The 21,702-nt window shown below is 58.1% G+C and carries 20 protein-coding genes and 3 tRNA genes; 14 read left to right on the top strand and 9 right to left on the bottom strand.

The features are described from left to right. The first annotated feature begins 18 nt into the window (after window positions 1-18). The 3 genes from ABVN21_RS07620 to ABVN21_RS07610 all read left to right on the top strand — a co-directional run bounded on the left by ABVN21_RS07620 (window position 19) and on the right by ABVN21_RS07610 (window position 2,007). On the top strand, window positions 19-198 hold the full coding sequence (locus ABVN21_RS07620; RefSeq protein ID WP_339555893.1) for a hypothetical protein: 180 nt from the start codon (window positions 19-21) through the stop codon (window positions 196-198). Window positions 199-381: 183 nt separating this feature from the next. Continuing rightward, on the top strand, window positions 382-1,758 hold the full coding sequence (locus ABVN21_RS07615; RefSeq protein WP_353637232.1) for an IS30 family transposase: 1,377 nt from the start codon (window positions 382-384) through the stop codon (window positions 1,756-1,758). A 102-nt stretch (window positions 1,759-1,860) separates the two neighbouring features. Next, a complete protein-coding gene (locus ABVN21_RS07610) occupies window positions 1,861-2,007 on the top strand; it encodes an AlpA family phage regulatory protein (RefSeq protein ID WP_353637231.1) in 147 nt (48 codons plus the stop codon). Here ABVN21_RS07610 and ABVN21_RS07605 read toward each other — a convergent pair. The 8 genes from ABVN21_RS07605 to ABVN21_RS07570 all read right to left on the bottom strand — a co-directional run bounded on the left by ABVN21_RS07605 (window position 1,977) and on the right by ABVN21_RS07570 (window position 7,539). After that, window positions 1,977-3,206 carry an integrase arm-type DNA-binding domain-containing protein gene (locus ABVN21_RS07605; RefSeq protein ID WP_339556670.1) on the bottom strand — a complete coding sequence of 410 codons (1,230 nt, stop codon included), beginning with the start codon at window positions 3,204-3,206 and terminating at the stop codon, window positions 1,977-1,979. The two genes, ABVN21_RS07610 and ABVN21_RS07605, sit on opposite strands and share 31 nt — an antisense overlap. Before the next feature lie 164 nt (window positions 3,207-3,370). Continuing rightward, a tRNA-Leu gene (locus tag ABVN21_RS07600) sits at window positions 3,371-3,457 on the bottom strand. Between the two features lie 195 nt (window positions 3,458-3,652). After that, a tRNA-Cys gene (locus tag ABVN21_RS07595) sits at window positions 3,653-3,726 on the bottom strand. A gap of 46 nt (window positions 3,727-3,772) precedes the next feature. Next, window positions 3,773-3,848: transfer RNA gene (locus ABVN21_RS07590), tRNA-Gly, on the bottom strand. Window positions 3,849-3,911: 63 nt separating this feature from the next. Further along, the gene (gene pgsA / locus ABVN21_RS07585; RefSeq protein WP_339556669.1) at window positions 3,912-4,472 is read right to left on the bottom strand and encodes a CDP-diacylglycerol--glycerol-3-phosphate 3-phosphatidyltransferase; all 561 of its coding nucleotides are present in this window, start codon (window positions 4,470-4,472) and stop codon (window positions 3,912-3,914) included. Between the two features lie 32 nt (window positions 4,473-4,504). Beyond that, complete coding sequence (uvrC, locus tag ABVN21_RS07580) at window positions 4,505-6,328, bottom strand: excinuclease ABC subunit UvrC (RefSeq protein WP_339556668.1); 1,824 nt, start codon at window positions 6,326-6,328, stop codon at window positions 4,505-4,507. A gap of 2 nt (window positions 6,329-6,330) precedes the next feature. After that, complete coding sequence (gene uvrY, locus ABVN21_RS07575) at window positions 6,331-6,972, bottom strand: UvrY/SirA/GacA family response regulator transcription factor (RefSeq protein WP_008015884.1); 642 nt, start codon at window positions 6,970-6,972, stop codon at window positions 6,331-6,333. A gap of 135 nt (window positions 6,973-7,107) precedes the next feature. Next, complete coding sequence (locus ABVN21_RS07570) at window positions 7,108-7,539, bottom strand: GNAT family N-acetyltransferase (RefSeq protein ID WP_339556667.1); 432 nt, start codon at window positions 7,537-7,539, stop codon at window positions 7,108-7,110. A gap of 176 nt (window positions 7,540-7,715) precedes the next feature. Here ABVN21_RS07570 and ABVN21_RS07565 point away from each other — a divergent pair, with 176 nt between their 5' ends. Both ABVN21_RS07565 and ABVN21_RS07560 read left to right on the top strand, forming a co-directional pair. Continuing rightward, window positions 7,716-7,844, top strand: a complete 129-nt coding sequence (locus ABVN21_RS07565) for a hypothetical protein (protein ID WP_339556666.1) — start codon at window positions 7,716-7,718, stop codon at window positions 7,842-7,844. A 335-nt stretch (window positions 7,845-8,179) separates the two neighbouring features. Continuing rightward, on the top strand, window positions 8,180-9,256 hold the full coding sequence (locus ABVN21_RS07560; protein WP_339556665.1) for a 3-deoxy-7-phosphoheptulonate synthase: 1,077 nt from the start codon (window positions 8,180-8,182) through the stop codon (window positions 9,254-9,256). Window positions 9,257-9,318: 62 nt separating this feature from the next. Here ABVN21_RS07560 and ABVN21_RS07555 read toward each other — a convergent pair whose 3' ends face one another. Continuing rightward, window positions 9,319-10,353, bottom strand: coding sequence for a hypothetical protein (locus tag ABVN21_RS07555; protein WP_339556664.1), 1,035 nt, complete (start codon window positions 10,351-10,353; stop codon window positions 9,319-9,321). 336 nt (window positions 10,354-10,689) lie between these two features. Here ABVN21_RS07555 and ABVN21_RS07550 point away from each other — a divergent pair, with 336 nt between their 5' ends. The 9 genes from ABVN21_RS07550 (at window position 10,690) to hbdH (ending at window position 21,662) form a co-directional block, all read left to right on the top strand. Then, window positions 10,690-11,571 carry a triacylglycerol lipase gene (locus ABVN21_RS07550; protein WP_339556663.1) on the top strand — a complete coding sequence of 294 codons (882 nt, stop codon included), beginning with the start codon at window positions 10,690-10,692 and terminating at the stop codon, window positions 11,569-11,571. Window positions 11,572-11,678: 107 nt separating this feature from the next. Beyond that, a complete protein-coding gene (locus tag ABVN21_RS07545) occupies window positions 11,679-11,960 on the top strand; it encodes a peptidylprolyl isomerase (RefSeq protein ID WP_339556662.1) in 282 nt (93 codons plus the stop codon). 135 nt (window positions 11,961-12,095) lie between these two features. Then, entirely contained in the window at window positions 12,096-13,964 is a 1,869-nt protein-coding gene (locus ABVN21_RS07540; RefSeq protein ID WP_339556661.1) for an extracellular solute-binding protein, read from the top strand. After that, complete coding sequence (locus tag ABVN21_RS07535; protein ID WP_339556660.1) at window positions 13,964-15,025, top strand: microcin C ABC transporter permease YejB; 1,062 nt, start codon at window positions 13,964-13,966, stop codon at window positions 15,023-15,025. The genes ABVN21_RS07540 and ABVN21_RS07535 overlap by 1 nt, the downstream gene beginning before the upstream one ends. Beyond that, window positions 15,025-16,047: an ABC transporter permease gene (locus tag ABVN21_RS07530; RefSeq protein ID WP_339556659.1), complete on the top strand. Its 1,023-nt coding sequence runs from the start codon at window positions 15,025-15,027 to the stop codon at window positions 16,045-16,047. Before ABVN21_RS07535 ends, ABVN21_RS07530 begins: the two co-directional genes overlap by 1 nt. Before the next feature lie 14 nt (window positions 16,048-16,061). Next, complete coding sequence (locus ABVN21_RS07525) at window positions 16,062-17,639, top strand: ABC transporter ATP-binding protein (RefSeq protein WP_339556658.1); 1,578 nt, start codon at window positions 16,062-16,064, stop codon at window positions 17,637-17,639. 125 nt (window positions 17,640-17,764) lie between these two features. Further along, the gene (locus ABVN21_RS07520; RefSeq protein WP_339556657.1) at window positions 17,765-19,180 is read left to right on the top strand and encodes a sigma 54-interacting transcriptional regulator; all 1,416 of its coding nucleotides are present in this window, start codon (window positions 17,765-17,767) and stop codon (window positions 19,178-19,180) included. A 309-nt stretch (window positions 19,181-19,489) separates the two neighbouring features. After that, window positions 19,490-20,881 carry a GntP family permease gene (locus ABVN21_RS07515; protein ID WP_339556656.1) on the top strand — a complete coding sequence of 464 codons (1,392 nt, stop codon included), beginning with the start codon at window positions 19,490-19,492 and terminating at the stop codon, window positions 20,879-20,881. Window positions 20,882-20,888: 7 nt separating this feature from the next. Further along, the gene (hbdH, locus tag ABVN21_RS07510) at window positions 20,889-21,662 is read left to right on the top strand and encodes a 3-hydroxybutyrate dehydrogenase (RefSeq protein WP_034147156.1); all 774 of its coding nucleotides are present in this window, start codon (window positions 20,889-20,891) and stop codon (window positions 21,660-21,662) included. The last annotated feature ends 40 nt before the right edge of the window (window positions 21,663-21,702 follow it).

Below are 21,702 nucleotides of genomic sequence, written 5' to 3'. Positions count from 1 at the left end.
CTGACAGGATTTCCTAAGATGCACGGCGTAATGCCGTCGGTGCTAGCTCATGAGCTGCTGGTGCGCGACCTGGTCGAGGCGTCCATGTTCGAATGGCAGAACATCGCAGCTCCATTCAGCAAGTTGAACGAAGGCCAGCGCCAGGAAGTGACCGACCGGGTTCAGATCAGAGGATTGATGATCTTGAAGCCGAGGTGAAGCAACTGAGGGCTGCCGAACACAGACTGGAGTACATCTGTACTCCATCCCGAAAAACCTCTACCCCTTCTATCTAATCGAACCGCAACAGCACGGCGAGGAATCCTCTATGAACACAGGGCGGATTCAACCGGTCGTCGCAACACCTTGATCGAGGTGTTTATGGGACGACCCGCAGGATGGATGCAAAAATTGACGGGCCGGGGAGCGATGCGTTCTCCAGGTGCACCCTCACTTCGTAATGAGATCGAGCGGCTATTTTGGGTGCAGATTGCAACAGGCATCACAAGCGAAAAGGCAGCACATGCCGTTGGCGTATCAACAGCGGTAGGTACACGCTGGTTCCGTCATCGAGGCGGGATGCCATTATTCATGTCGAATCACATATCAGGACGTTACTTATCGTTTGCAGAGCGAGAAGAGATTGGGCTGCTTCGAGCGCAAAGTGTTGGCGTTCGTGAGATCGCCCGTCGCCTTGGACGAAGCCCATCGACAATTTCACGGGAGCTGACACGAAATGCTGCTACCCGTTGCGGTCGGCTTGAATATCGAGCGTCAGTAGCGCAATGGAAGGCAGAACTGGTGGCCAAGAGGCCGAAACCAGCAAAGCTGGTCACTAACCCTCGACTGCACCAGTACGTACGCGACCGCCTTGAGGGCAAGGTTCAAGACGCCGATGGTCGTGAGATCTCTGGGCCTCGGCAAGCGCCCTTCAAAGGTCGAAATAAACCGCATCGCAGTGACCGTAAATGGGTCAATGGCTGGTCGCCCGAACAGATTGCCAACCGGCTCCAGATCGATTTTCCGGATGATGAATCCATGCGCATCTCTCATGAAACCATATATCAGGCGCTCTACATTCAGGGTCGAGGAGCTCTCAAGCGCGAACTGGTGAGCTGCCTGCGCTCAGGACGAGCATTGCGCGTGCCGAGAGCCAGAGCGCAGGCCAAAGTGTGGGCACACGTCAGCGAGGACGTCATGATCTCCAGTCGCCCTGCTGAGGTAGAAGATCGGGCTGTACCCGGGCATTGGGAGGGCGACCTGATCATCGGTCTGAACCGTTCTGCGATTGGAACTCTGGTCGAGCGCTCAACTCGATTTACCATGCTCGTCCATCTGCCCCGCGAGAAAGGTTATGGGCTAATTCCCCGCACGAAGAACGGCCCGGCGCTGGCTGGCTATGGGGCTGTTAGTATGGCCAATGCATTGAAGAAGACGGTGACTGATCTTCCCATCGAGCTGTGGCGATCTTTGACCTGGGATCGTGGAAAGGAGCTGTCGGATCACGCTCGATTTACCATCGAGTCCGGAGTAAAGGTTTTCTTTGCTGATCCACATAGTCCATGGCAGCGCGGCACAAACGAAAATACGAACGGCCTTCTACGGCAATACTTCCCGAAAGGCACTGACCTCTCTCGTTGGAGTGCTCAAGAAATACAGGCGGTAGCTCACGTACTTAACACTAGACCTCGAAAAACACTCGGCTGGAAAACACCTGCCGAAGCACTGAATGAGTATCTAAAGTCTGTACAACAATCCAGTGTTGCGACGACCGGTTGAATCCGCCCAGCGCGCAACGATCAATATGAAGAGCCTGTCGAGTTCATCCGACTACCCAAGGTCAAAGAGCTGACCGGCCTCGGCACCACCAAGATCTACACCATGGCCAGCGAGGGGCTTTTTCCGAAGCAAGTGCCACTGGGTGGCCGGGCTGTTGCCTGGGTCAAGTCCGAGGTTCTGCAATGGAATATGGACAGGCTGGCAGCGGCCCGCGGCGATCAGGATTCGGACGCCAGCCGGTCCAGGTAATCCGCCCAGTCCTGCATCATCCCCCGCCGCTGTTCCACGTACTCAGCGTGGTTGTAGGTCTTCCTTACTTTGCTTGAGCCCGCATGCGAAAGCTGCGCCTCGATCCAATCCTCGTTGTAACCCATCTCGTTCAAGGCCGTTGAAATCGTGGCACGGATCCCGTGCCCGGTCAGTCTGCCTTCATACCCCATGCGCCTCAAAGCCACGTTGACTGTGCCGTCGCTGATCGGCTTGCTCGGGTCACTCCGACCCGCGATCAGCAGCTTGTAACGGCCAGTCATCTGGTGCACCTTGCGCACCTCCTCGACCGCCTGCCGCGACAGTGGCACCAGATACGGCGGTATTACTCCCTCCCCTTTTACCCTGATGACCTTCTGCAACTGCTTCACGCCTTCCGCTGGAATTGTCCATAAAGCGGCATCAAGGTCGAACTGTGACCACTTTGCTTGGCGCAGCTCGCCCGTGCGCACCGCCGTCAGCAACAGAATACGGATGGCGCTCTTGGTGTAATCCTTGATATCGGCCTCTTCGAGCTTCGCCAGAAAAGCTTTCAGCTCCCGCTGCCTTAGCATGGGATTGTGCTTTTCGGGAGGCTCTTTGGCCGCAACGATGTCCAGGTCAGCCGCCGGATTGACTTCCAAGTAGTCGGACGCGATGCCGAAACGGAATATCTCGTTCAGCCAGGTGCGACACTTGCGGGCCACATTGAGCGCCCCGCGCTTCTCGATCACTCGCAAACACGCTAGTACATCGGCGCGCTTCACGTCAGCAATTGGAATTCGCCCCAGTGCCGGTACCAAATCCTTGTCCAGGTAGAGCTGCGCCTGCACGGCAGCGCCCTTTTTCGCCGCCGCCCATCGTGGCAGCTTGAAGGCGTACCACTCGTTTGCGACCACCTCGAAAGTTTTGACAGCGCTGGAGCTGGCTGCGCGCTTCTCTTCACGCCGGTTTAATCGGGGATCTACGCCTTTGGCAACGAGCGTGCGAGCCTGGTCTCGCAGCTCGCGGGCGTCTTTAAGGCTGATCTCGGGATAGGTGCCCAGCGACATGCGCGGCTGCTTGCCGTGCCAAGAGAACCGAAAGTGCCAGGACTTTGTGCCATTAGGGGCAACGAACAGGGACAGGCCACTGGCGTCCGTGAGGGTGAAGCTCTTTTCGGCCTGCTTGGCCTGTCGCACAGCAGTGTCTGTCAGGGGCATTAGTACATCACCAAGTCAGTCGAACTGAGGAAGTGCTAAATGATGTACTAAAAATGTGAGGCTTGCAGCGAAAGAGTGCGAAACTCGGCGCAATAAAAAAGCCGCTCTAGGCGGCTTAGTATCAGGGTTTCGTGAAGCTTGGCGAAACCCTGTGAAACTATAAATGGTGCCCGAAGCCGGAATCGAACCGGCACGCCCTTACGAGCGGGGGATTTTAAGTCCCATGCGTCTACCAGTTTCGCCATTCGGGCGGTAGCGCGATTAAGCAGTCTGAGTTCCGACCAATAACAACCTGGCAGTTCTGACGCTTGTGCAGCAGAGGGGAAATATATACATCCCGTCCCGTTGAAGCAAGTTCGCATCTGTCCTTTTCAAGACTAAATCTTGCAGGACCGTGCAAATAAAAAAGCTCCGTAAATCATTGATCTACGGAGCTTGTTTATTAGTGGAGGCCGAGGTCGGAATCGAACCGGCGTAGGCGGATTTGCAATCCGCTGCATAACCATTTTGCTACTCGGCCTCAAAACATTTGTTGCCAGTAGCGCAACAACAAACGTGTAAAAACTTGGAGCGGGAAACGAGACTCGAACTCGCGACCCCGACCTTGGCAAGGTCGTGCTCTACCAACTGAGCTATTCCCGCGTCTTGGTGTGGCGCATTCTATAGAATCCAGAAGCCCCGTCAACCCTTTGATTCAAAAAAGTTTTATTTCTTTTCAACGTCGGTCTTCAGGTGCGGCCAGGCAGCCCGCAAGTATTGGACCATGGACCACAAAGTCAGGCCTGCAGACACCATCAGCAGAACGTAACCCAATAGAACCCAGAAGCTGAAATCCTTCGGATTGGCCAGCAGGATAACCAACGCAAGCATTTGCGCAGCGGTTTTCCATTTGCCCAGATTCGATACGGCGACGTGCGCGCGGGCGCCGAGTTCGGCCATCCATTCACGCAGCGCCGAGACAACGATCTCGCGACCGATGATGACAGCCGCCGGCAGCGTGAGCCACAGGTTACCGTGTTCTTGCACCAGCAATACCAGTGCAACTGCAACCATCAGCTTGTCGGCAACCGGATCGAGAAAAGCCCCGAACGGCGTGCTTTGTTCCAGACGGCGGGCAAGATACCCGTCCAGCCAGTCAGTAGCGGCGGCAAATGCGAACACCGAGGCTGAAGCCAGGTAGCTCCATTGGTAAGGCAGGTAGAACAGTAAAATGAAGATCGGTATGAGCAGGACGCGTAGAACGGTAATCAGATTAGGGATATTCATCGGCACAACTGGCTACGAGGTGAGGTGGCATTCTACTCGCTGTGCAGATTTGCATAAATCAACTCTGCGAGCTTTTTACTGATCCCGGGTGCTTTGGCGATCTCTTCGATGCTGGCACGAGATAGCTCCTGCAATCCACCAAAATGTTTCAACAAATCGCGGCGACGTGTCGGCCCAACACCGGCAACGCCCTCAAGTGTAGACGTACGACGGGTTTTGCCGCGACGGGCGCGGTGCCCGGTAATGGCAAAACGGTGGGCCTCGTCACGAATCTGTTGGATCAGATGCAGCGCGGGAGAATCTCCGCGCAACGTGAATTCGTGGGCGGAATCGTTCAGGTACAGCGTTTCGAAACCGGCCTTGCGTGTCGCGCCCTTGGCTACGCCGAGCAGGATCAGATCCGGCACAGCCAACTCATTGAGCACGTCGCGGGCCATGGACATCTGCCCCTTGCCACCGTCGACCAATAGGATGTCCGGAAGCTTGCCCTCCCCGTCCTTCAGTTTGCTGAAGCGTCGAGTCAGCGCTTGATGCATCGCCGCGTAGTCATCGCCAGCTGTTACGCCTTCGATGTTGTATCGACGGTAGTCGGACTTGATTGGTCCTTCGGGGCCGAAGACCACGCAAGAGGCCACGGTTGCTTCGCCGCTGGAGTGACTGATGTCGTAGCATTCGAGGCGCTGGGGCGGTTCGTCCAGTTTCAACACTTCTGCCAGTGCTTCGAAACGCGCGGAAACGTGTTGGCGGTTGGCCAGGCGCGCGCCCAATGCCTGCTCGGCATTGGTCACCGCCAATTGCTGCCAGCGTGCTCGCGTGCCGCGAACTCGGTGGCTGATGGTCAGCTCACGACCACGCAACTCGTCAATGGCCGCGATCAATGTCGGAAAGTCTTCGTGGACCACGTTGACGATGAGTTCGCTTGGCAGGTCGCGTTCGGGACTGCTGATGAAATACTGGCCGAGAAATGCGGCCATGACCTCGGAAACATCCTCTTCAATACCGACCTGCGGAAAGAAGTTCTTGCTGCCCAGGACTCGCCCACCGCGCACACTGATCAAATGGACGCAGGCGCCACCCGGATTGACGAATGCCGCGATCACGTCGACATCGCCCGTCCCGCCCTCCATGCTCTGCTGATCCTGCACCCGACGCAGCAGCGAGATCTGATCGCGCAATTCCGCAGCACGTTCGAACTCGAGATTGATCGCCGCCTCTTCCATCCCGGCAGACAACTCATCGGTCAGCGCATTGCTGCGCCCTTCAAGGAACATCACCGAGTGCCGCACGTCTTCGGCGTACACCTCGGGATCCACCAGACCGACACAAGGCGCCTTGCAGCGTTTGATCTGGTATTGCAAACAAGGGCGTGTACGGTTTTTGTAATAGCTGTCCTCACACTGCCGAACGAAAAACGTTTTTTGCAGCAGGCTCAGGCTTTCGCGAATGGCGCCAGCGCTGGGATACGGACCGAAGTACTTGCCCTTGCCCTTCTTCGCACCGCGATGGATGCTCAGGCGCGGGAATTCGCCGTCCGAAAGATAAACATATGGGTAGGATTTATCGTCGCGCAGCAGGATGTTGTACGGCGGGCGCCACTCTTTGATCAGCGTCTGTTCGAGCAGCAAGGCTTCGGTTTCATTGGCCGTAATGGTCGTTTCGACCTGGGCGATACGCGCGACCAGCGCAGCGGTCTTGGGTGCTAGACCGGTTTTGCGAAAGTAACTCGACAAGCGATTCTTGAGATTCTTGGCCTTGCCGACATAGAGCAGGCGTGCGTCGCTGTCGAACATGCGATACACACCGGGGCGCCCACTGACGGTTGAAAGAAAGGCGCTTGGATCAAAGGTTTCAGTCATTTTCAGAGGCTGGCATCGACCATGCCGTGACGAACCGCCAACAGCGTCAACTCGACATCACTGCTGATCGAGAGCTTCTCGAAAATTCGGTAACGGTAGGTGTTCACGGTTTTCGGCGACAGGCACAACTTGTCGGAAATGATCTGGACCTTTTGGCAACCCACGATCATCAGCGCGATTTGAATTTCGCGCTCCGACAGAGCGTCGAAGGGCGAATCGTTGGTCGGCTGGAAGGATTTAATGGCCAGCTGCTGAGCAATTTGCGGGCTGATGTAGCGTTGGCCAGCGAATACCAGCCGGATGGCCTGGACCATTTCCGGCAAACCCGCGCCTTTAGTAAGGTAGCCCGCAGCGCCGGCCTGCAACAGCCGAGTGGGAAACGGATCTTCTTCGCACACCGTCACCGCGACGACTTTGATGTCCGGATGGCTGCGCAGCAATTTTCGTGTGGCCTCAAGGCCGCCGATCCCGGGCATCTTGACGTCCATCAAAACCACATCGGGCTTCAGCTCACGCGCCTTCAGCAGGGATTCTTCACCTGATTCAGCCTGGCCGACTACTTGCAGGCCATCGATGTCAGCCAGCATTCGTGTAATACCTGTACGAACGAGATCATGGTCATCGACTACTAGCACCCTAATCAAGCAGACACCTCGCGATATGGTCTTATTGGGTTGCCGACACCTTAGCAAAAAGCAACTGGCAGACCTAGCGGAAAGCGTCATATAAAAAGTTTCAATTCATCTTGAAAGGCTTGTGGCATGCGTGTTTCAGCGATGCTAGCCATTGACATCACGCTGCATTCTCAGGAAGCACTCGTCCGCCCCCACCACCTGTAGTCCCTTTCTTTCATACAACGCCCGCGCCGGGTTGTTTTCGAAAACCGTCAACCGCAATGCCGGGCGTCGCTCCTTTCGCGCGATGGCCAATACCTGATCGATAACCCAGGAGCCGGCGCCCTGCCCACGAAACGCTTCGGCAATGTGCAGTTCGCGGATATACAGAGCCCTGGCGTCTCGGCTCAGGCTGACATAACCCACAGGATTATCAGTGTGCGTGATGATTCGGTGCTCACGTCCTGCCCAAGCGACATCAAAGGCTTCGTCCTGCCACAACAGGTTGTGCTGTATGTAGTAACGCAGCAGGTTGTCGCGGGTAAGCGCGCGAGCGAAATCGAGGTCGCGATCAGACGCCAGGCGCCATTCAAACATCTTCAAGCCTGCGCGAGCGCATAACTCCTCCTCTGTGTGTCCGTCAAAGAAAGGAGTGTGTCATACCCTTCACATCACTCAAGCGATAGAAAACCTCGCTGAACATCAATAGCAATTTCTGATTGAATCCTCTCACCGGCCTCTAGTAAGCTCGGCGCATTCATCGGAGATTAACCATGTTCAACGCCCTCTCTCAGCTTCGTACCGCCAGCGCCCTGCGCTCGGTTGCGGCTGCCCGAGTAAACGATGTTCATGCTTCGGTCAGCTTTTATTTTGGGTATTGGTTTAGCCACTGGCGCGCCTGATACCCACACGGCGCCCACATTAAACGGGTCGCCACCAGAGAATTTTCAACCCCCGGTCGGCCTCCCGACCGGGGGTTTTGTTTTTTCAGCCCCAAATTTTTAGCGACACACCAGACAACTTGAGGATTCAGAAAATGAACTACGCCACTTATTACCGTTACGACATTTTTACCGCCTGGCGATTTACCACCCTCCGCTCGGGACAGCCTGCCGCCTCCGATCGGTCACCCACAGGTGGCAAGCACACACATGTAGCCAATCCGGCCAATTGTCGAACACCCCAGTAGGGCCGAGCGCGCGGGAGTGAACCCGCCGCCAGCCCAGGAAGCCTGAATATGAATTCGTCCGTCTCTGCTTTGCCACTGTCCACACTGAGCCCTGCCAATGAAGCGCTGACCCTGCGCCTGCCGAGCTCATTGCAACTCAAACAACAGTTGCCACTCACGCCCGCCTTGACCCAGCAGGTCGCTGCACACCGCGAGGCGGTCCGCGCGATCCTCGACGGTGAAGACTCCCGCCTGCTCGTGATTGTCGGCCCCTGCTCAATTCACGACCCCAAGTCTGCGCTCGAATACGCCAGCAACCTGGCCCGCCTCTGCGCCGAGGTCAGCGACGAAATGCTGTTGGTAATGCGCGCCTACGTCGAAAAGCCCCGCACCACTGTCGGCTGGAAAGGCCTGGCCTACGATCCTCGCCTGGATGGCAGCGACGACATGGCCGGTGGCCTGACGCTGTCCCGCGAGTTGATGCGAGAAATGCTCATGTTGGGTTTGCCGGTTGCGACCGAGTTGCTGCAACCCATGGCTGCCGGCTACTTCGACGATCTATTGAGCTGGGTGGCCATTGGCGCCCGCACCACCGAATCGCAGATCCATCGCGAGATGGCCAGCGGCCTGAGCATGCCGGTCGGTTTCAAGAACGGTACTGACGGTGGTGTCGCAGTCGCTAGTGATGCCATGCGCTCGGCCGCCCATCCACATCGCCATTTCGGTGTCGATAGCCAAGGGCATCCCGCCATTATTCAAACCCTGGGCAATGCCGACACCCACCTGGTACTGCGCGGTGGTCACAACGGACCCAACTACGACCGCGCAAGCGTTGCCAAAGTGCATGCAGACTTGGCCAACTTGAAGATCCCGACACGGATCATGGTTGACTGCAGCCACGCCAACAGCGGCAAAGACCCGTTGCGCCAGCCAGCAGTGTTCAACGATGTCCTTGAACAACGCCTGCAAGGTGACCGTTCACTGATCGGCATGATGATCGAAAGTCATCTGTTCGAGGGTTGCCAGCCGTTGAGCCCTTCCCTGAAATACGGCATGTCGATTACCGACGGTTGCCTGGGCTGGACTGGCACCGAGCAACTGCTGCGTAAGGCGGCAGAGCGTCTGCGTGCGCAAAACAGCAACTGACGCCCGGATGACCTCGCCCGCCAAGCTGTCCTCATCCCGGGACAGTTTGGCGGCGCGACGTACTAAGAGCGAATTTGCACCAGCGTCACATCGGATAACTGGCTGACATCATCCAGACGCTCAACCGAATAAGAGACACGTACCATCTGATCTCGATGCTCCCTCCAGAACCCGTAGGGGACAATGAACACCAGTGGCTGGCCAGCCATTTCCCTGGTTATCTCGCGGTCATCGCGGTGACTGAAATAGTCGCCATCGCATTTCAGGTAGACCAGTTCGCCCTCTTCTGTCCGCGCATCTTCGATCACGACAGTGACGCCATCCATCGCATCTTGCAGATCCAATACGCCCTCGTCCGCCTCCAGAACGACAGGTGGCGAAATCGTGTCCCGTGTCAAAGCCCCTATCACCAGTTGGGAAGACTCCGAATACCGAGGATGTTGCCCTTCGTGATAGACGCAATAGCTGAGCGCTACAGTAGCGTCGAGGTTGGGAGCAATGCATTCAGGGGGCACCCAGAAAGACAGCTCCCCACCCACCGCAAAGGATTCAACGTTAAGTGTGTCATTGAAACTCGCCTCTGGCGTCAAGCCTGCCCAGGCCATCAGAACCCTGTCTCCGGCAGCCATTCGCGCATAAGGCCTGATTGAAACCAGAGTGCCCTCTGATACCCGCTCGGGGTCGAGTGTGCCGCCGACGGCATCGTTCGCAATCGCTGGCAGCAAGTCTTGCTTGATATCGCCAACGCTCAACTGCAAACATGGGGACTGCGCCGGCTCCGGCCGCCCAGCACTTATCAATGTGTAATAGATCTCAAGCGAGCCGCCATCAAGCGCCGCGATATGTACAGCAGGCACGGTAAACACCATTTCCATGCCCACTTGTGCATCGCTGACAAAACGTGTCGTTTCGTGCTGATAGCTCAGGCCTTCAACATCCAGCCCGGCCCAGGACAACACCAATTTGTCGCCACAGGTCATGCCCGGATAAGGCTCGACCTTGATCACTGCCTTTCTATCAGAGGGGTCCAGCAAGGCGTTTTCAGCCTGATCCACCACCGGTCTCGGTAGCTTCTGGTCGGTTCCATGTCTGTTCATTTATAGGCTCCAGTCCTTGGAATAAATGCCGCCCGCAGGCTGGCATCAAACGAATCCTATTGAACCGCAAAAGCCTGAATTCCGATGTCGGGAGAACCCTTCGCAATGCACGGACAAATGACCTGCGCCGGGTAGGCCATTGATTAAAAACACCCGAGACCCGCTGAAAGGATGGCGAAACATTCCGACCGGGACCTCATCCACATCCGATTTTTCACCGTTGTTCTATTCCGCTTTCGCCTTTTTACAGCGGCTTTTTCATACATCGCGCCAACGTCTGAGTGTTTTAGAGTGCAACGCATGGCAACTCCCTGAACCCTGAAAAAGGTAAAAAACATGCAACGGAATGCAAGCACTCAACACCCAATCCTGCTGGTCCATGGGCTCTTCGGCTTTAGCCGGATCGGCACCGTTGAACTCTTCCATGACGTCAAACAAGCCCTCAGAAGTGCAGGTGCGAGAGTGTTCGTCCCGCACCTGTCGGCAACCCACAGCAATGAAGCGCGGGGTGAGCAGTTACTGGCGCAGATCGAACGGGTTCTGGAAGGCACTGGCGCGAGCAAAGTCAACCTGATCGGTCACAGTCAGGGCGCACTCGCCGCACGTTACGCGGCAGCGTTAACACCACACTCGGTTGCCTCGGTGACATCTGTCAGTGGACCAAACCACGGTTCCGAGCTGGCAGACCTCCTGCGCAAGGCACTGAAGCCCGGACAATTGCCGGAGCATGTCGCCGAGGCCGTCGCGACGCTTTTCGCAAACTTCCTCTCCTCAATCAGTGGTAATGACGGCCTGCCGCAGAACGCCATCACCGCACTGAATGCCCTGACCACAGAAGGCGTCGGCGCATTCAACGAAAAGTACCCTCAAGGGCTGCCGAAGACCTGGGGAAGCAAGGGCCGCGAACTGGTCAACGGCGTTCGCTACTATTCCTGGAGTGGCATCTTGCACGGACATAATCTGGATGAACGACTGATGGCGCTGGATCCACTACATGGCTCGCTATGCGCCCTTTCCAGATACTTCGTCACCGAAGCAGAGCAGAACGATGGCATGGTCGGCCGCTTTAGTTCTCATTTAGGCACAGTCATTCGCTCGGACTACCCTTTGGACCATGTGGGCACCCTGCGCCAGACCACCAGTCTTTTCGCAAACAGCGTCGACCCGACTGACCTCTATGTGCAGCACGCAGAACGCCTGAAAAAAGCTGGCCTGTGATCAGCACCCTGCCGTCCAGGCCGCATGGAACGGAACTTTGAGAAGAAATAGATCACTGAATCCGGTAGGCTCAGCACTTTAACGAACATTGAAAAGGAGTATTTCCCATGGCTAAAGCCACTGCCCGTCACATCCTGGTTGCCAGCGAAGCCAAGTGCAACGAACTCAAGTCCCAAATCCAGGGCGGCGCAGACTTCGCCGAAGTCGCCAAAGCCAACTCCACGTGCCCTTCCAGCCGCCAGGGCGGTGATCTGGGTTCGTTCGGTCCGGGCCAGATGGTCAAGGAGTTCGACACCGTAGTGTTCAGCGCACCACTCAACGTGGTACAGGGTCCGGTCAAGACCCAGTTCGGTTACCACTTGCTGGAAGTGACCAGCCGTCAGGACTGATCGACGCCTGATCGCTCTCTATAACGGCCCGCCTTCTGGTGGGCCGTTGTGCATCGGATACGTGATTCGGCTGGCGAGGGACGCGCCGCTAGCGTACAACTTGGCGTTAACGACCACCCGGCTCTAAGGCTGACAATGCGACTGGCTTTCCCTACTTTATTGTTCACTGCCGTGGCCCTGCTGTTGGGCGCCGCCGGTGTGAATGCCGCACCGCAACATGCGTTGACCGTCTACGGCGAACCGGCCAAGTATCCTGCCGGCTTCAGTCATTTTGCCTACACCAATCCGCAAGCGCCCAAGGGCGGTACGATGCGTCGCTCCGCGATCGAAATCGGTCAATTCGACCATGTCCTGCCGTACATCGACAAAGGCATTGGCGTCTCGCAGATCGACGGTTTGCTCTACTCGCCCCTGGCCCAGCGCTCGCTGGATGAGCCTTACACCGTATACGGTCTGGTCGCAGAGAAAATGGAGCGCTCCGACGACGGCCTGTCCCTGCGTTTCTATCTGAATCCCAAGGCACGTTTTGCCGACGGCAAGCCAATTACTGCCGAAGACGTGCGCTACACCTTTGACTTGCTGATGACCCAGGGCAGCCTGCGTTATCGCACGCAATTTGCCGACGTCAAAGGCGTTGAAGTGGAGTCACCGCTATCCGTGCGCTTCGACTTCAAGAACAACGAGAACCGCACCCTCCCGCTGGACATCGCGACCTTGCCGGTGTTTCCCGAACACTGGTGGAAAACCCGCGACTTTGCCGGCGGTGGCGGTTACGAGCCGCCATTGGGTAGCGGGCCGTACAAGGTCAGCAAGGTCGATTCCGGACGCAGCATTACCTTCGAGCGCAACCCCGACTGGTGGGGCAAGGACTTGCCAGTCAGCCGTGGCCTCTACAATTTCGATCACTTCAGCATCGAATACTTCGGCGATACCGACGTCGCCCGTCAGGTGCTGCGTGGCGGTGCCTACGACTACAATCGCGAATTTTCCGCCACCGGTTACTCCATCGGCTACGAAAGCCCGGCCCTGAGTGACGGCCGACTGCAAAAGGCGCATTTGGCAGTCGAAGCCCCACAACCGAGCCAGGGGTTTGTGTTCAACTTGCAAAAGCCGATGTTCGAGGATCGTCGGGTACGCCAGGCGCTGGCCATGCTCTGGGATTTCGAATGGAGCAACCGGCAGATGATGCGCAACATGTACATCCGCCAGCAGAGCTTCTTTTCCAACACCGACCTCTCCGCCCGGCAACTGCCGGATGCTGGTGAACTGGCGATACTCGAACCCTTGCGCGGGCAGATCCCCGACGAAGTCTTCACTAAAGTCTTCGAGCCACCGAAAACCGATGGCAGTGGCGTGATCCGGGACAAACAGCTCCAGGCACTGGACCTGCTCGAACAAGCCGGCTGGAAACCGAAAGGTGATCAGCTGGTGAACGCTGACGGTGAGCCGTTGAGCTTCACTTTCCTGGTCAGCCAGAACGGCATGGACCGTTTGCTGCTGCCGTATAAACGTACCCTGAAACAGATCGGTATCGACCTGAACATCCGTCGCATCGACTCGTCCCAGTACGTCAATCGTCTGATGAGCCGCGACTACGACATGATCGTCACCGGCTACCCGGTCACCACGTCGCCCGGCGGTGAGCTGTTCAACTATTTCGGTTCGGCCGCAGCCACAGACCCTGGCTCCAACAACTACATGGTGCTGAAGAACCCGGCGATAGACACGCTCCTTAACGGACTGGTGCGCGCCAATACCCAAGCGGAGATGTTGCGCTACGCCCATGCGCTCGACCGAGTGCTGCAGTGGAACTACTACTGGATTCCCAACTATTACCCGCCAGGCACTTCCACGGTGTGGTGGAATCGCTTCGGCATCCCGAACGTGCAAGCCAGCAATGACGAAGCCATCGAGAGTTGGTGGGAAATTAGCACTACGCCATTGACCAACCAGGAAATGACCGCCGAACGCATCCGCCGTGGCAAACCCGGAGGACCGCACTGATGTGGGCTTATATTCTGCGGCGTCTGCTGCTGATCATCCCGACGCTGGTGATCATTCTTCTGGTCAACTTTGTGATCGTCCAGGCTGCTCCGGGCGGACCGGTTGAACAGGCCATCGCTCATCTGCAAGGCATTGGCGGGGCCAGTGTCGGCGGCGGGTCCGGCGAGACCATGAATGGCCGCTCCCGCGCCAGTCGCGGCCTCGATCCGCAACTGATCAAGGACATCGAAAAACAATATGGTTTTGACAAGCCGGCCCACGAGCGTCTCTGGCTGATGCTCACCAGTTACGCACGTCTGGACTTCGGCAAGAGCTTCTTTCGCGGCGCCACCGTCACCGACCTGATCCTGGAAAAAATGCCGGTGACCATTTCCCTCGGGCTCTGGGCGACGCTGATCACCTACCTCGTATCGATCCCGCTAGGCATCCGCAAGGCGGTGCATCACGGCAGCCATTTCGACATCTGGAGCAGCACTGCCATCATCATCGGCTATGCGATGCCGGCGTTCCTGTTCGCCATGTTCCTGATCGTGATGTTCGCCGGGGGCACTTCGTTGAACTGGTTCCCGGTACGCGGACTGGTTTCAGACAATTTCGAATCGCTGTCGACCGTGGGCAAGATCGCCGACTACTTCTGGCACCTCGTGCTGCCGGTGACGGCGCTGGTGATCGGTGGCTTCGCGACCCTGACCATCCTCACCAAGAACTCGTTCCTCAATGAAATCACCCGCCAGTACGTGGTCACCGCCCGCGCCAAGGGCCTGAGCGAACGCCGGGTGCTGTACGGCCACGTATTTCGCAATGCCATGCTGCTGGTGGTATCGGGGATTCCCCAGGCGTTTATCAGCGTATTTTTTGCCGGTTCGTTGCTGATCGAAGTGATCTTCTCCCTCGATGGCCTGGGCCGCATGAGCTATGAAGCGGCAGTTTCGCGGGACTACCCGGTGGTTTTTGGTTCGCTGTTCATCTTCACCCTGTTTGGCCTCTTGATAAAACTGGTCGGCGACCTCTGCTACACCCTGGTCGACCCGCGTATCGACTTCGCCGCGAGGAACGCCTGATGTTCAAGCTTTCGCCGCTGGGCCGTCGTCGTTTTGAGCGTTTCAAGAAAAACCGCCGTGGCTGGTGGTCGCTGTGGTTGTTTGTCGGTCTGTTCATGCTGACCCTGGGCGGCGAACTGATCGCCAACGACAATCCGTTGATCGTCAGTTACCAAGGCTCGTTGTATTTCCCGGCAATCAAGCGCTACACCGAGCAGGAATTCGGCGGGCAACTGCCGTTCCAGGCTGACTACCGCAGCGACTACGTGCAGAAGCTGATCAAGAAGGACGGTGGCTGGATGCTCTTTCCGCCCATTCCCTTCAGTGACGACACGCCGAACTATGACCTGAACAAACCCGCACCGAGCCCACCTTCGAACGTGAACTGGCTGGGCACCGACGACCAGGCTCGCGACGTGTTGGCGCGGGTGATTTTCGGTGCACGCGTGTCGATTCTGTTTGCCTTGATGCTGACCTTCGTCAGCGCGTTGATCGGCATCGCCGCCGGCGCCCTGCAAGGCTATTACGGCGGGTGGGTCGACCTGCTCGGTCAACGACTGCTGGAGGTTTGGTCCGGGTTACCGGTGTTGTACCTGCTGATCATCCTGTCGGGATTTGTCGAACCAAACTTCTGGTGGTTGCTGGGGATCATGGCGCTTTTTTCATGGCTGGCGCTGGTGGACGTGGTGCGCGCCGAGTTCCTGCGCGGGCGCAATCTGGAGTACGTCAAAGCAGCCCGTGCGCTGGGGTTGAGCGATCGCAAAGTGATCGTGCGACACATCCTGCCCAACGCCATGAACGCGACCTTGAGTTATCTGCCGTTCATTTTGACCGGGGCGATCTCGACGCTCACGGCGCTGGATTTCCTCGGTTTCGGCATGCCGGCCGGCAGTGCATCACTGGGTGAGTTGATCGGTCAGGGCAAGCAGAACCTGCAAGCGCCATGGCTGGGATTGACGGCGTTCTTCACCCTGGCGTTGATTCTTTCTTTATTGGTGTTCATTGGCGAAGCGTTGCGCGATGCCTTTGATCCCCGGTCGTAAGGCGGACTGTAGATATGACCAACCTGATCGAAATCCGTGACCTCAGCGTGGCCTTCAGTGGCCAGACCGTGGTGCGCAACCTGTGCCTGGACATCCGCCCCGGCGAATGCCTGGCGCTGGTCGGCGAGTCGGGTTCGGGGAAATCGGTTACCGCCCACTCGATCCTGCAATTGTTGCCCGAATGCGGTACCGAAACCACCGGCAGCATCCGCTATCGCGGCCAGGAACTGGTGGGCGCCGATGCGAAGAAGTTGCGCGAACTGCGCGGCAACCGAATCGCGATGATTTTCCAGGAGCCGATGACCTCCCTCAATCCGCTGCACAGCATCGAAAAACAGATTGGCGAAACCTTGCTGGTGCACAAAGGCATGGCCGGCAAAGCGGCGCAGGCACGGATCCTCGAGTTGCTGCATCTGGTGGGAATCCAGAAACCCAAGGAGCGGCTCAAGGCCTACCCGCATCAATTGTCCGGCGGCCAGCGTCAGCGGGTGATGATTGCCATGGCCCTGGCCTGCGAGCCGGAATTGTTGATCGCCGACGAACCCACCACTGCACTCGACGTTACCGTGCAGCGCAAGATTCTGCTGCTGCTCAAATCGCTGCAACGGCGGCTCGGCATGTCGCTGCTGCTGATCAGCCACGACCTCAACCTGGTGCGCAGCATTGCCCAGCGTGTCTGCGTGATGAAGGCCGGTGAAATCGTCGAGCAAGCCCCGTGTGAAACCCTGTTCACCGAACCCAGGCATCCCTATAGCTGCGTGCTGCTGAACGCCGAGCCGGAAGGCGAAGCCCTGCCCCGGGACGAGCGCGAAAACGTGCTGGAGGTGGACAATCTGCGGGTGCAGTTTGCCGTCAGCGGCGGGCTGTTCCAGCGCAAGACCTACTTAAACGCCGTGGACGGCATCAGCCTGAATATCCAGCGCGGCAAGACGCTGGGCATTGTCGGTGAATCCGGTTCCGGCAAGTCCACCCTCGGCCAGGCGATCCTGCGCCTGCTCGATTCCGAGGGCAGCATTCGCTTCCAGGGACAAGCGCTGGACGGCCTGACGCAGAAGCAACTGCGACCTTGGCGCAAGAAAATGCAGGTGGTGTTCCAGGATCCGTTCGGCAGCCTCAGCCCACGGATGTCCGTGGCGCAGATCATCAGCGAAGGTCTGGAAGTTCATAGTCAGTTGAGTGCTGAAGAATGCAACGCCGAGGTGATCCGGGCGCTGCAGGAAGTCGGCCTCGATCCACAAAGCCGTCATCGTTACCCCCACGAGTTTTCCGGCGGTCAACGCCAGCGCATCGCCATCGCTCGGGCGTTGGTGTTGAAACCGGCACTGATCCTGCTGGACGAACCGACCTCGGCGCTGGATCGCACCGTGCAGAAGCAGGTGGTCGCCCTGCTCCGTCAGCTCCAGGAAAAACATGGCCTGACCTATCTGTTTATCAGCCATGACCTGGCGGTGGTACGCGCACTGGCCCACGACATGATCGTGGTCAAGGACGGCAAAGTGGTGGAAAGCGGCGCCAGCCACGACGTGTTCGATTCGCCGCAGCATCCGTACACCAAAGAGCTTTTGGCGGCGGCGCATCCGGGGCAGGCATAATCCAGCCAGACCGCGTCGCGGCCATCGCGAGCAGGCTCGCTCCCACAGGGGGGTTGTGAACTGTGGGAGCGAGCCTGCTCGCGAAGAAGCCAATACAGACACCACATATTCTGGACACGACACCCATGAACACCACCGAAAGCCTCAAGGACTACCAGCGCGTCCGCCTGCTGGCGATCCGCTCGTTGTTCGAGATCATCGAGCAGTCGAGTGAAGGCACGGTGATCGTCGATCGTGACGCCAACATCGTCTGGATGAACGAGCGCTATGCCAAGCGCTTCGGCCTGCAATCGGCAGAAATTGCCATCGGCAAAGCCTGTGAAAGCGTCATCCCCGGCAGCCTGTTGCGTGAGGTGGTGCGCACGGGACGGCCGATTCTGCTCGACATGCAGGACACCCCGAAAGAGCCGCTGGTGGTGATGCGCCTGCCGATCCATGACGATGCCGGCGAGGTGATCGGCGCGATCGGTTTTGCCCTCTTCGATGAGTTGCGCAGCCTGTCGCCAATGCTCAAGCGCTACATGAGCATGCAGGAAGAACTGGCCTCCACGCGTTCGCTGCTGCGTTCGCGGCAGACCAAATACAACTTCGCGCATTTCATCGGCACCAGTGCCGCCAGCCTGGAAGTCAAACGCCGCGCCCGGCGCAGTGCCAGCACCGATTCGCCGGTGTTGCTGCTGGGCGAAACCGGAACCGGCAAGGAATTGCTCGCGCAGGCGATCCACAATGCCTCGCCGCGCGCGCACAAGGCGTTCGTCAGCATCAACAGTGCGGCGATCCCCGAATCACTGCTGGAAGCCGAATTCTTCGGCACCGCTCCCGGCGCGTTTACCGGTGCCGACCGCAAGGGTCGCGCCGGCAAGTTGCAGATTGCCCAGGGCGGGACGTTATTTCTCGATGAAATCGGCGACATGCCGCTGCCGCTGCAAAGCAAATTGCTGCGGGTGTTGCAGGAAAAGGAGTTTGAACCGGTCGGTTCAAACGAAGTAATCCAGAGCGATGTACGGGTGATAGCCGCGACATCTACCGACCTGGAAGCGGCAATCAAGCGCGGCGAGTTCCGCGCCGATTTGTATTACCGCCTCAACGTTTTGCCGATCCAGGTGCCACCGCTGCGCGACCGTCTCGACGATTTACCCGCCCTCAGCGAAGCAATTCTTGAGGAACTGCGCAGCCAGCACGAACTGAACAGCGAAGCATTGGAGTTGCTGGGACAGCATGCCTGGCCGGGGAACATTCGCGAATTGCGCAATGTGCTGGAACGGGCGGCGTTGCTCAGTGATGACCTGCGGCTCACCGTTGCGGATATCCGTGCGGCAATCGGGACTTTTACGCCGGTAGAGCGAGTGGTGCCGCTAACCATTGAACCGGTGGAACATGAGACGTTCAGCGCGGCGCGGGAGCGATTTGATCGACATTTGATTGAAGCTGCCCTGGCACAATGCGGGGGCAAGGTGATTGACGCGGCGGCGCGCTTGGGGCTGGGGCGGTCTACGTTGTACAAGAAGATGGTGGCGTTGGGGATTGCCGAGTCTCCATAAAGAGACATAAATCTCGATAGATAGATAAAACAGCAGAGCGCTTCGCGCTCATCGCCGGCAAGCCGGCTCCTACAGGGTTCGGGTTGAAGAGATGATCGTGTACGCCGCTCACTTGTAGGAGCTGGCTTGCCAGCGATAGGGCCAGAAAGCGCTAAAAATCTCAAAATAGAGACAAATATAAAAAACCAGCTTACTGATAAAATTAATTTCCATATATTTCAATAACTTATCCATCTGGCACAGATCTCGCTATAGCGCTCTCCTACAAAAGAACCACCCTTACAAAAATAACAATCCAGGAGACACACCATGAGTGTGATCATTGCCTTGGCAGCTCTCGCGCTGCTGATGGTGGCCGCTTACCGCGGCTATAGCGTTATCCTTTTCGCCCCGATCGCCGCTCTCGGCGCCGTGCTGCTCACCGACCCATCCGCCGTTGCGCCCGCCTTCACGGGCGTGTTCATGGAGAAAATGGTCGGCTTCATCAAATTGTATTTCCCGGTATTCCTGCTCGGTGCGGTGTTCGGCAAGCTGATCGAGTTGTCGGGTTTTTCGCGCTCCATCGTGGCTGCGGCCATTCGCCTGCTCGGCACCCGTCAGGCGATGCTGGTAATCGTGCTGGTCTGCGCCCTGCTCACCTACGGTGGCGTGTCGCTGTTTGTGGTGGTGTTTGCGGTCTATCCATTTGCCGCTGAAATGTTCCGCCAGAGCAACATTCCCAAGCGCCTCATCCCTGCGACCATCGCCCTCGGCGCGTTCTCGTTCACCATGGACGCCCTGCCCGGCACGCCGCAGATCCAGAACATCATTCCCAGCACCTTCTTCAACACCACGGCCTGGGCCGCGCCATGGCTGGGCGTGATCGGCACGATCTTCGTGTTCTGCGCCGGCATGCTGTTTCTCCAGCGTCAACGCAACAAGGCCCAGCGTGCGGGTGAAGGCTATGGCACCGAACTGCGCAACGAGCCGGAAACGGCTGTCGACATCAAGTTGCCCAATCCATGGATCGCGCTCTCGCCGTTGCTGGCCGTGGGCATCATGAACCTGCTGTTCACCCAGTGGATTCCGCAGTGGTACGGCAAGACCCACAGCCTCGCGCTGCCGGGCATGGCCGCGCCGGTCACCACTGAAATCGCTAAACTCACGGCGATCTGGGCGGTACAAGCAGCGCTGCTGGTGGGCATCATCATGGTGCTGCTGTTCGGCTTCCAGGCCATCCGCAGCAAATTGGCCGAGGGAAGTAAAAGCGCGGTCAGCGGTGCGCTGCTGGCGGCGATGAACACGGCGTCGGAATACGGTTTCGGTGCGGTGATCGCGTCCCTGCCAGGCTTCCTGGTATTGGCCGATTGGCTCAAGGCCATCCCAAATCCGCTGGTCAACGAAGCGATCACCGTGACCCTGCTGGCCGGCATCACCGGTTCGGCGTCGGGCGGCATGAGCATTGCGCTGGCGGCGATGTCCGAACAATTCATCGCTGCGGCCCACGCCGCCAACATACCGCTGGAAGTGCTGCACCGTGTGGCCGCGATGGCCAGTGGCGGCATGGACACCCTGCCGCACAACGGCGCGGTGATTACTTTGCTGGCGGTCACCGGCCTGACTCACCGCGAGGCTTACAAAGACATTTTCTGTATTACGCTGATCAAGACCCTGGCGGTTTTTGTGGTGATCGGTACTTTCTACGCCACTGGCATTGTGTGAGGTATTCATGACGACTCTTTCGGGCAAGACCGCACTGGTCACCGGCTCCACCAGCGGCATTGGCCTGGGGATCGCCCTCAGCCTGGCCAAGGCCGGGGCCAACCTGATCCTCAACGGTTTCGGCGACGCCTCCAAGGTGATTGCCGAAGTGGAACAATTTGGCGGCAAAGTCGGCCATCACCCGGCCGACGTCAGCGATCCGGCGCAGATCGCCGACATGATCGCCTACGCCGAGCGTGAATTCGGCGGCGTCGACATCCTGGTCAACAACGCCGGCATCCAGCACGTGGCACCGGTGGACGAGTTCCCGGTGGAGCGCTGGGATTCGATCATTGCGATCAATTTGTCGTCGGTGTTTCATGGGACCCGCTTGAGCCTGCCGGGTATGCGCGCCAAGGGCTGGGGCCGGGTGATCAATATTGCTTCGGTGCATGGTTTGGTCGGATCGGTGGGCAAAGCGGCTTACGTCGCGGCCAAGCACGGGGTGATCGGCTTGACCAAAGTGGTCGCCCTCGAAACCGCCACTACCAACGTAACTTGCAACGCCATCTGTCCGGGATGGGTGCTCACGCCGCTGGTGCAAAAACAGATCGATGATCGCGCCGCGACCGGCATTGATCCGCAGCAGGCGCAACATGATTTGCTGGCCGAGAAACAGCCTTCGCTGGAGTTCGTGACACCACCGCAGCTGGGCGAACTGGTTCTGTTCCTGTGCAGCGAAGCCGGCAGCCAAGTGCGTGGCGCGGCGTGGAATATTGATGGCGGGTGGTTGGCGCAGTGATCGGCCGCTAGACCTTGTGGCGAGGGAGCTTGCTCCCGCT

Origin of the sequence: Pseudomonas sp. MYb327, assembly GCF_040438925.1 — a bacterium.
GTDB lineage: Bacteria > Pseudomonadota > Gammaproteobacteria > Pseudomonadales > Pseudomonadaceae > Aquipseudomonas.
This window is presented reverse-complemented; position numbering and strand designations above follow the sequence as displayed.

Bases quoted from the DNA above. Each gene is read 5' to 3' on its own strand.
- ABVN21_RS07605 (WP_339556670.1), bottom strand. From the start codon at position 3,206: ATGCCCCTGACAGACACTGCTGTGCGACAGGCCAAGCAGGCCGAAAAG.
- ABVN21_RS07570 (WP_339556667.1), bottom strand. From the start codon at position 7,539: ATGTTTGAATGGCGCCTGGCGTCTGATCGCGACCTCGATTTCGCTCGC.
- ABVN21_RS07550 (WP_339556663.1), top strand. From the start codon at position 10,690: ATGCAACGGAATGCAAGCACTCAACACCCAATCCTGCTGGTCCATGGG.
- ABVN21_RS07520 (WP_339556657.1), top strand. From the start codon at position 17,765: ATGAACACCACCGAAAGCCTCAAGGACTACCAGCGCGTCCGCCTGCTG.
- ABVN21_RS07565 (WP_339556666.1), top strand. From the start codon at position 7,716: ATGTTCAACGCCCTCTCTCAGCTTCGTACCGCCAGCGCCCTGCGCTCG.
- ABVN21_RS07545 (WP_339556662.1), top strand. From the start codon at position 11,679: ATGGCTAAAGCCACTGCCCGTCACATCCTGGTTGCCAGCGAAGCCAAG.
- ABVN21_RS07620 (WP_339555893.1), top strand. From the start codon at position 19: ATGCACGGCGTAATGCCGTCGGTGCTAGCTCATGAGCTGCTGGTGCGC.
- ABVN21_RS07555 (WP_339556664.1), bottom strand. From the start codon at position 10,353: ATGAACAGACATGGAACCGACCAGAAGCTACCGAGACCGGTGGTGGAT.
- ABVN21_RS07560 (WP_339556665.1), top strand. From the start codon at position 8,180: ATGAATTCGTCCGTCTCTGCTTTGCCACTGTCCACACTGAGCCCTGCC.
- ABVN21_RS07535 (WP_339556660.1), top strand. From the start codon at position 13,964: ATGTGGGCTTATATTCTGCGGCGTCTGCTGCTGATCATCCCGACGCTG.
- hbdH (WP_034147156.1), top strand. From the start codon at position 20,889: ATGACGACTCTTTCGGGCAAGACCGCACTGGTCACCGGCTCCACCAGC.
- ABVN21_RS07540 (WP_339556661.1), top strand. From the start codon at position 12,096: ATGCGACTGGCTTTCCCTACTTTATTGTTCACTGCCGTGGCCCTGCTG.
- uvrC (WP_339556668.1), bottom strand. From the start codon at position 6,328: ATGACTGAAACCTTTGATCCAAGCGCCTTTCTTTCAACCGTCAGTGGG.
- pgsA (WP_339556669.1), bottom strand. From the start codon at position 4,472: ATGAATATCCCTAATCTGATTACCGTTCTACGCGTCCTGCTCATACCG.
- ABVN21_RS07610 (WP_353637231.1), top strand. From the start codon at position 1,861: ATGGCCAGCGAGGGGCTTTTTCCGAAGCAAGTGCCACTGGGTGGCCGG.
- ABVN21_RS07525 (WP_339556658.1), top strand. From the start codon at position 16,062: ATGACCAACCTGATCGAAATCCGTGACCTCAGCGTGGCCTTCAGTGGC.
- ABVN21_RS07615 (WP_353637232.1), top strand. From the start codon at position 382: ATGCAAAAATTGACGGGCCGGGGAGCGATGCGTTCTCCAGGTGCACCC.
- ABVN21_RS07530 (WP_339556659.1), top strand. From the start codon at position 15,025: ATGTTCAAGCTTTCGCCGCTGGGCCGTCGTCGTTTTGAGCGTTTCAAG.
- ABVN21_RS07515 (WP_339556656.1), top strand. From the start codon at position 19,490: ATGAGTGTGATCATTGCCTTGGCAGCTCTCGCGCTGCTGATGGTGGCC.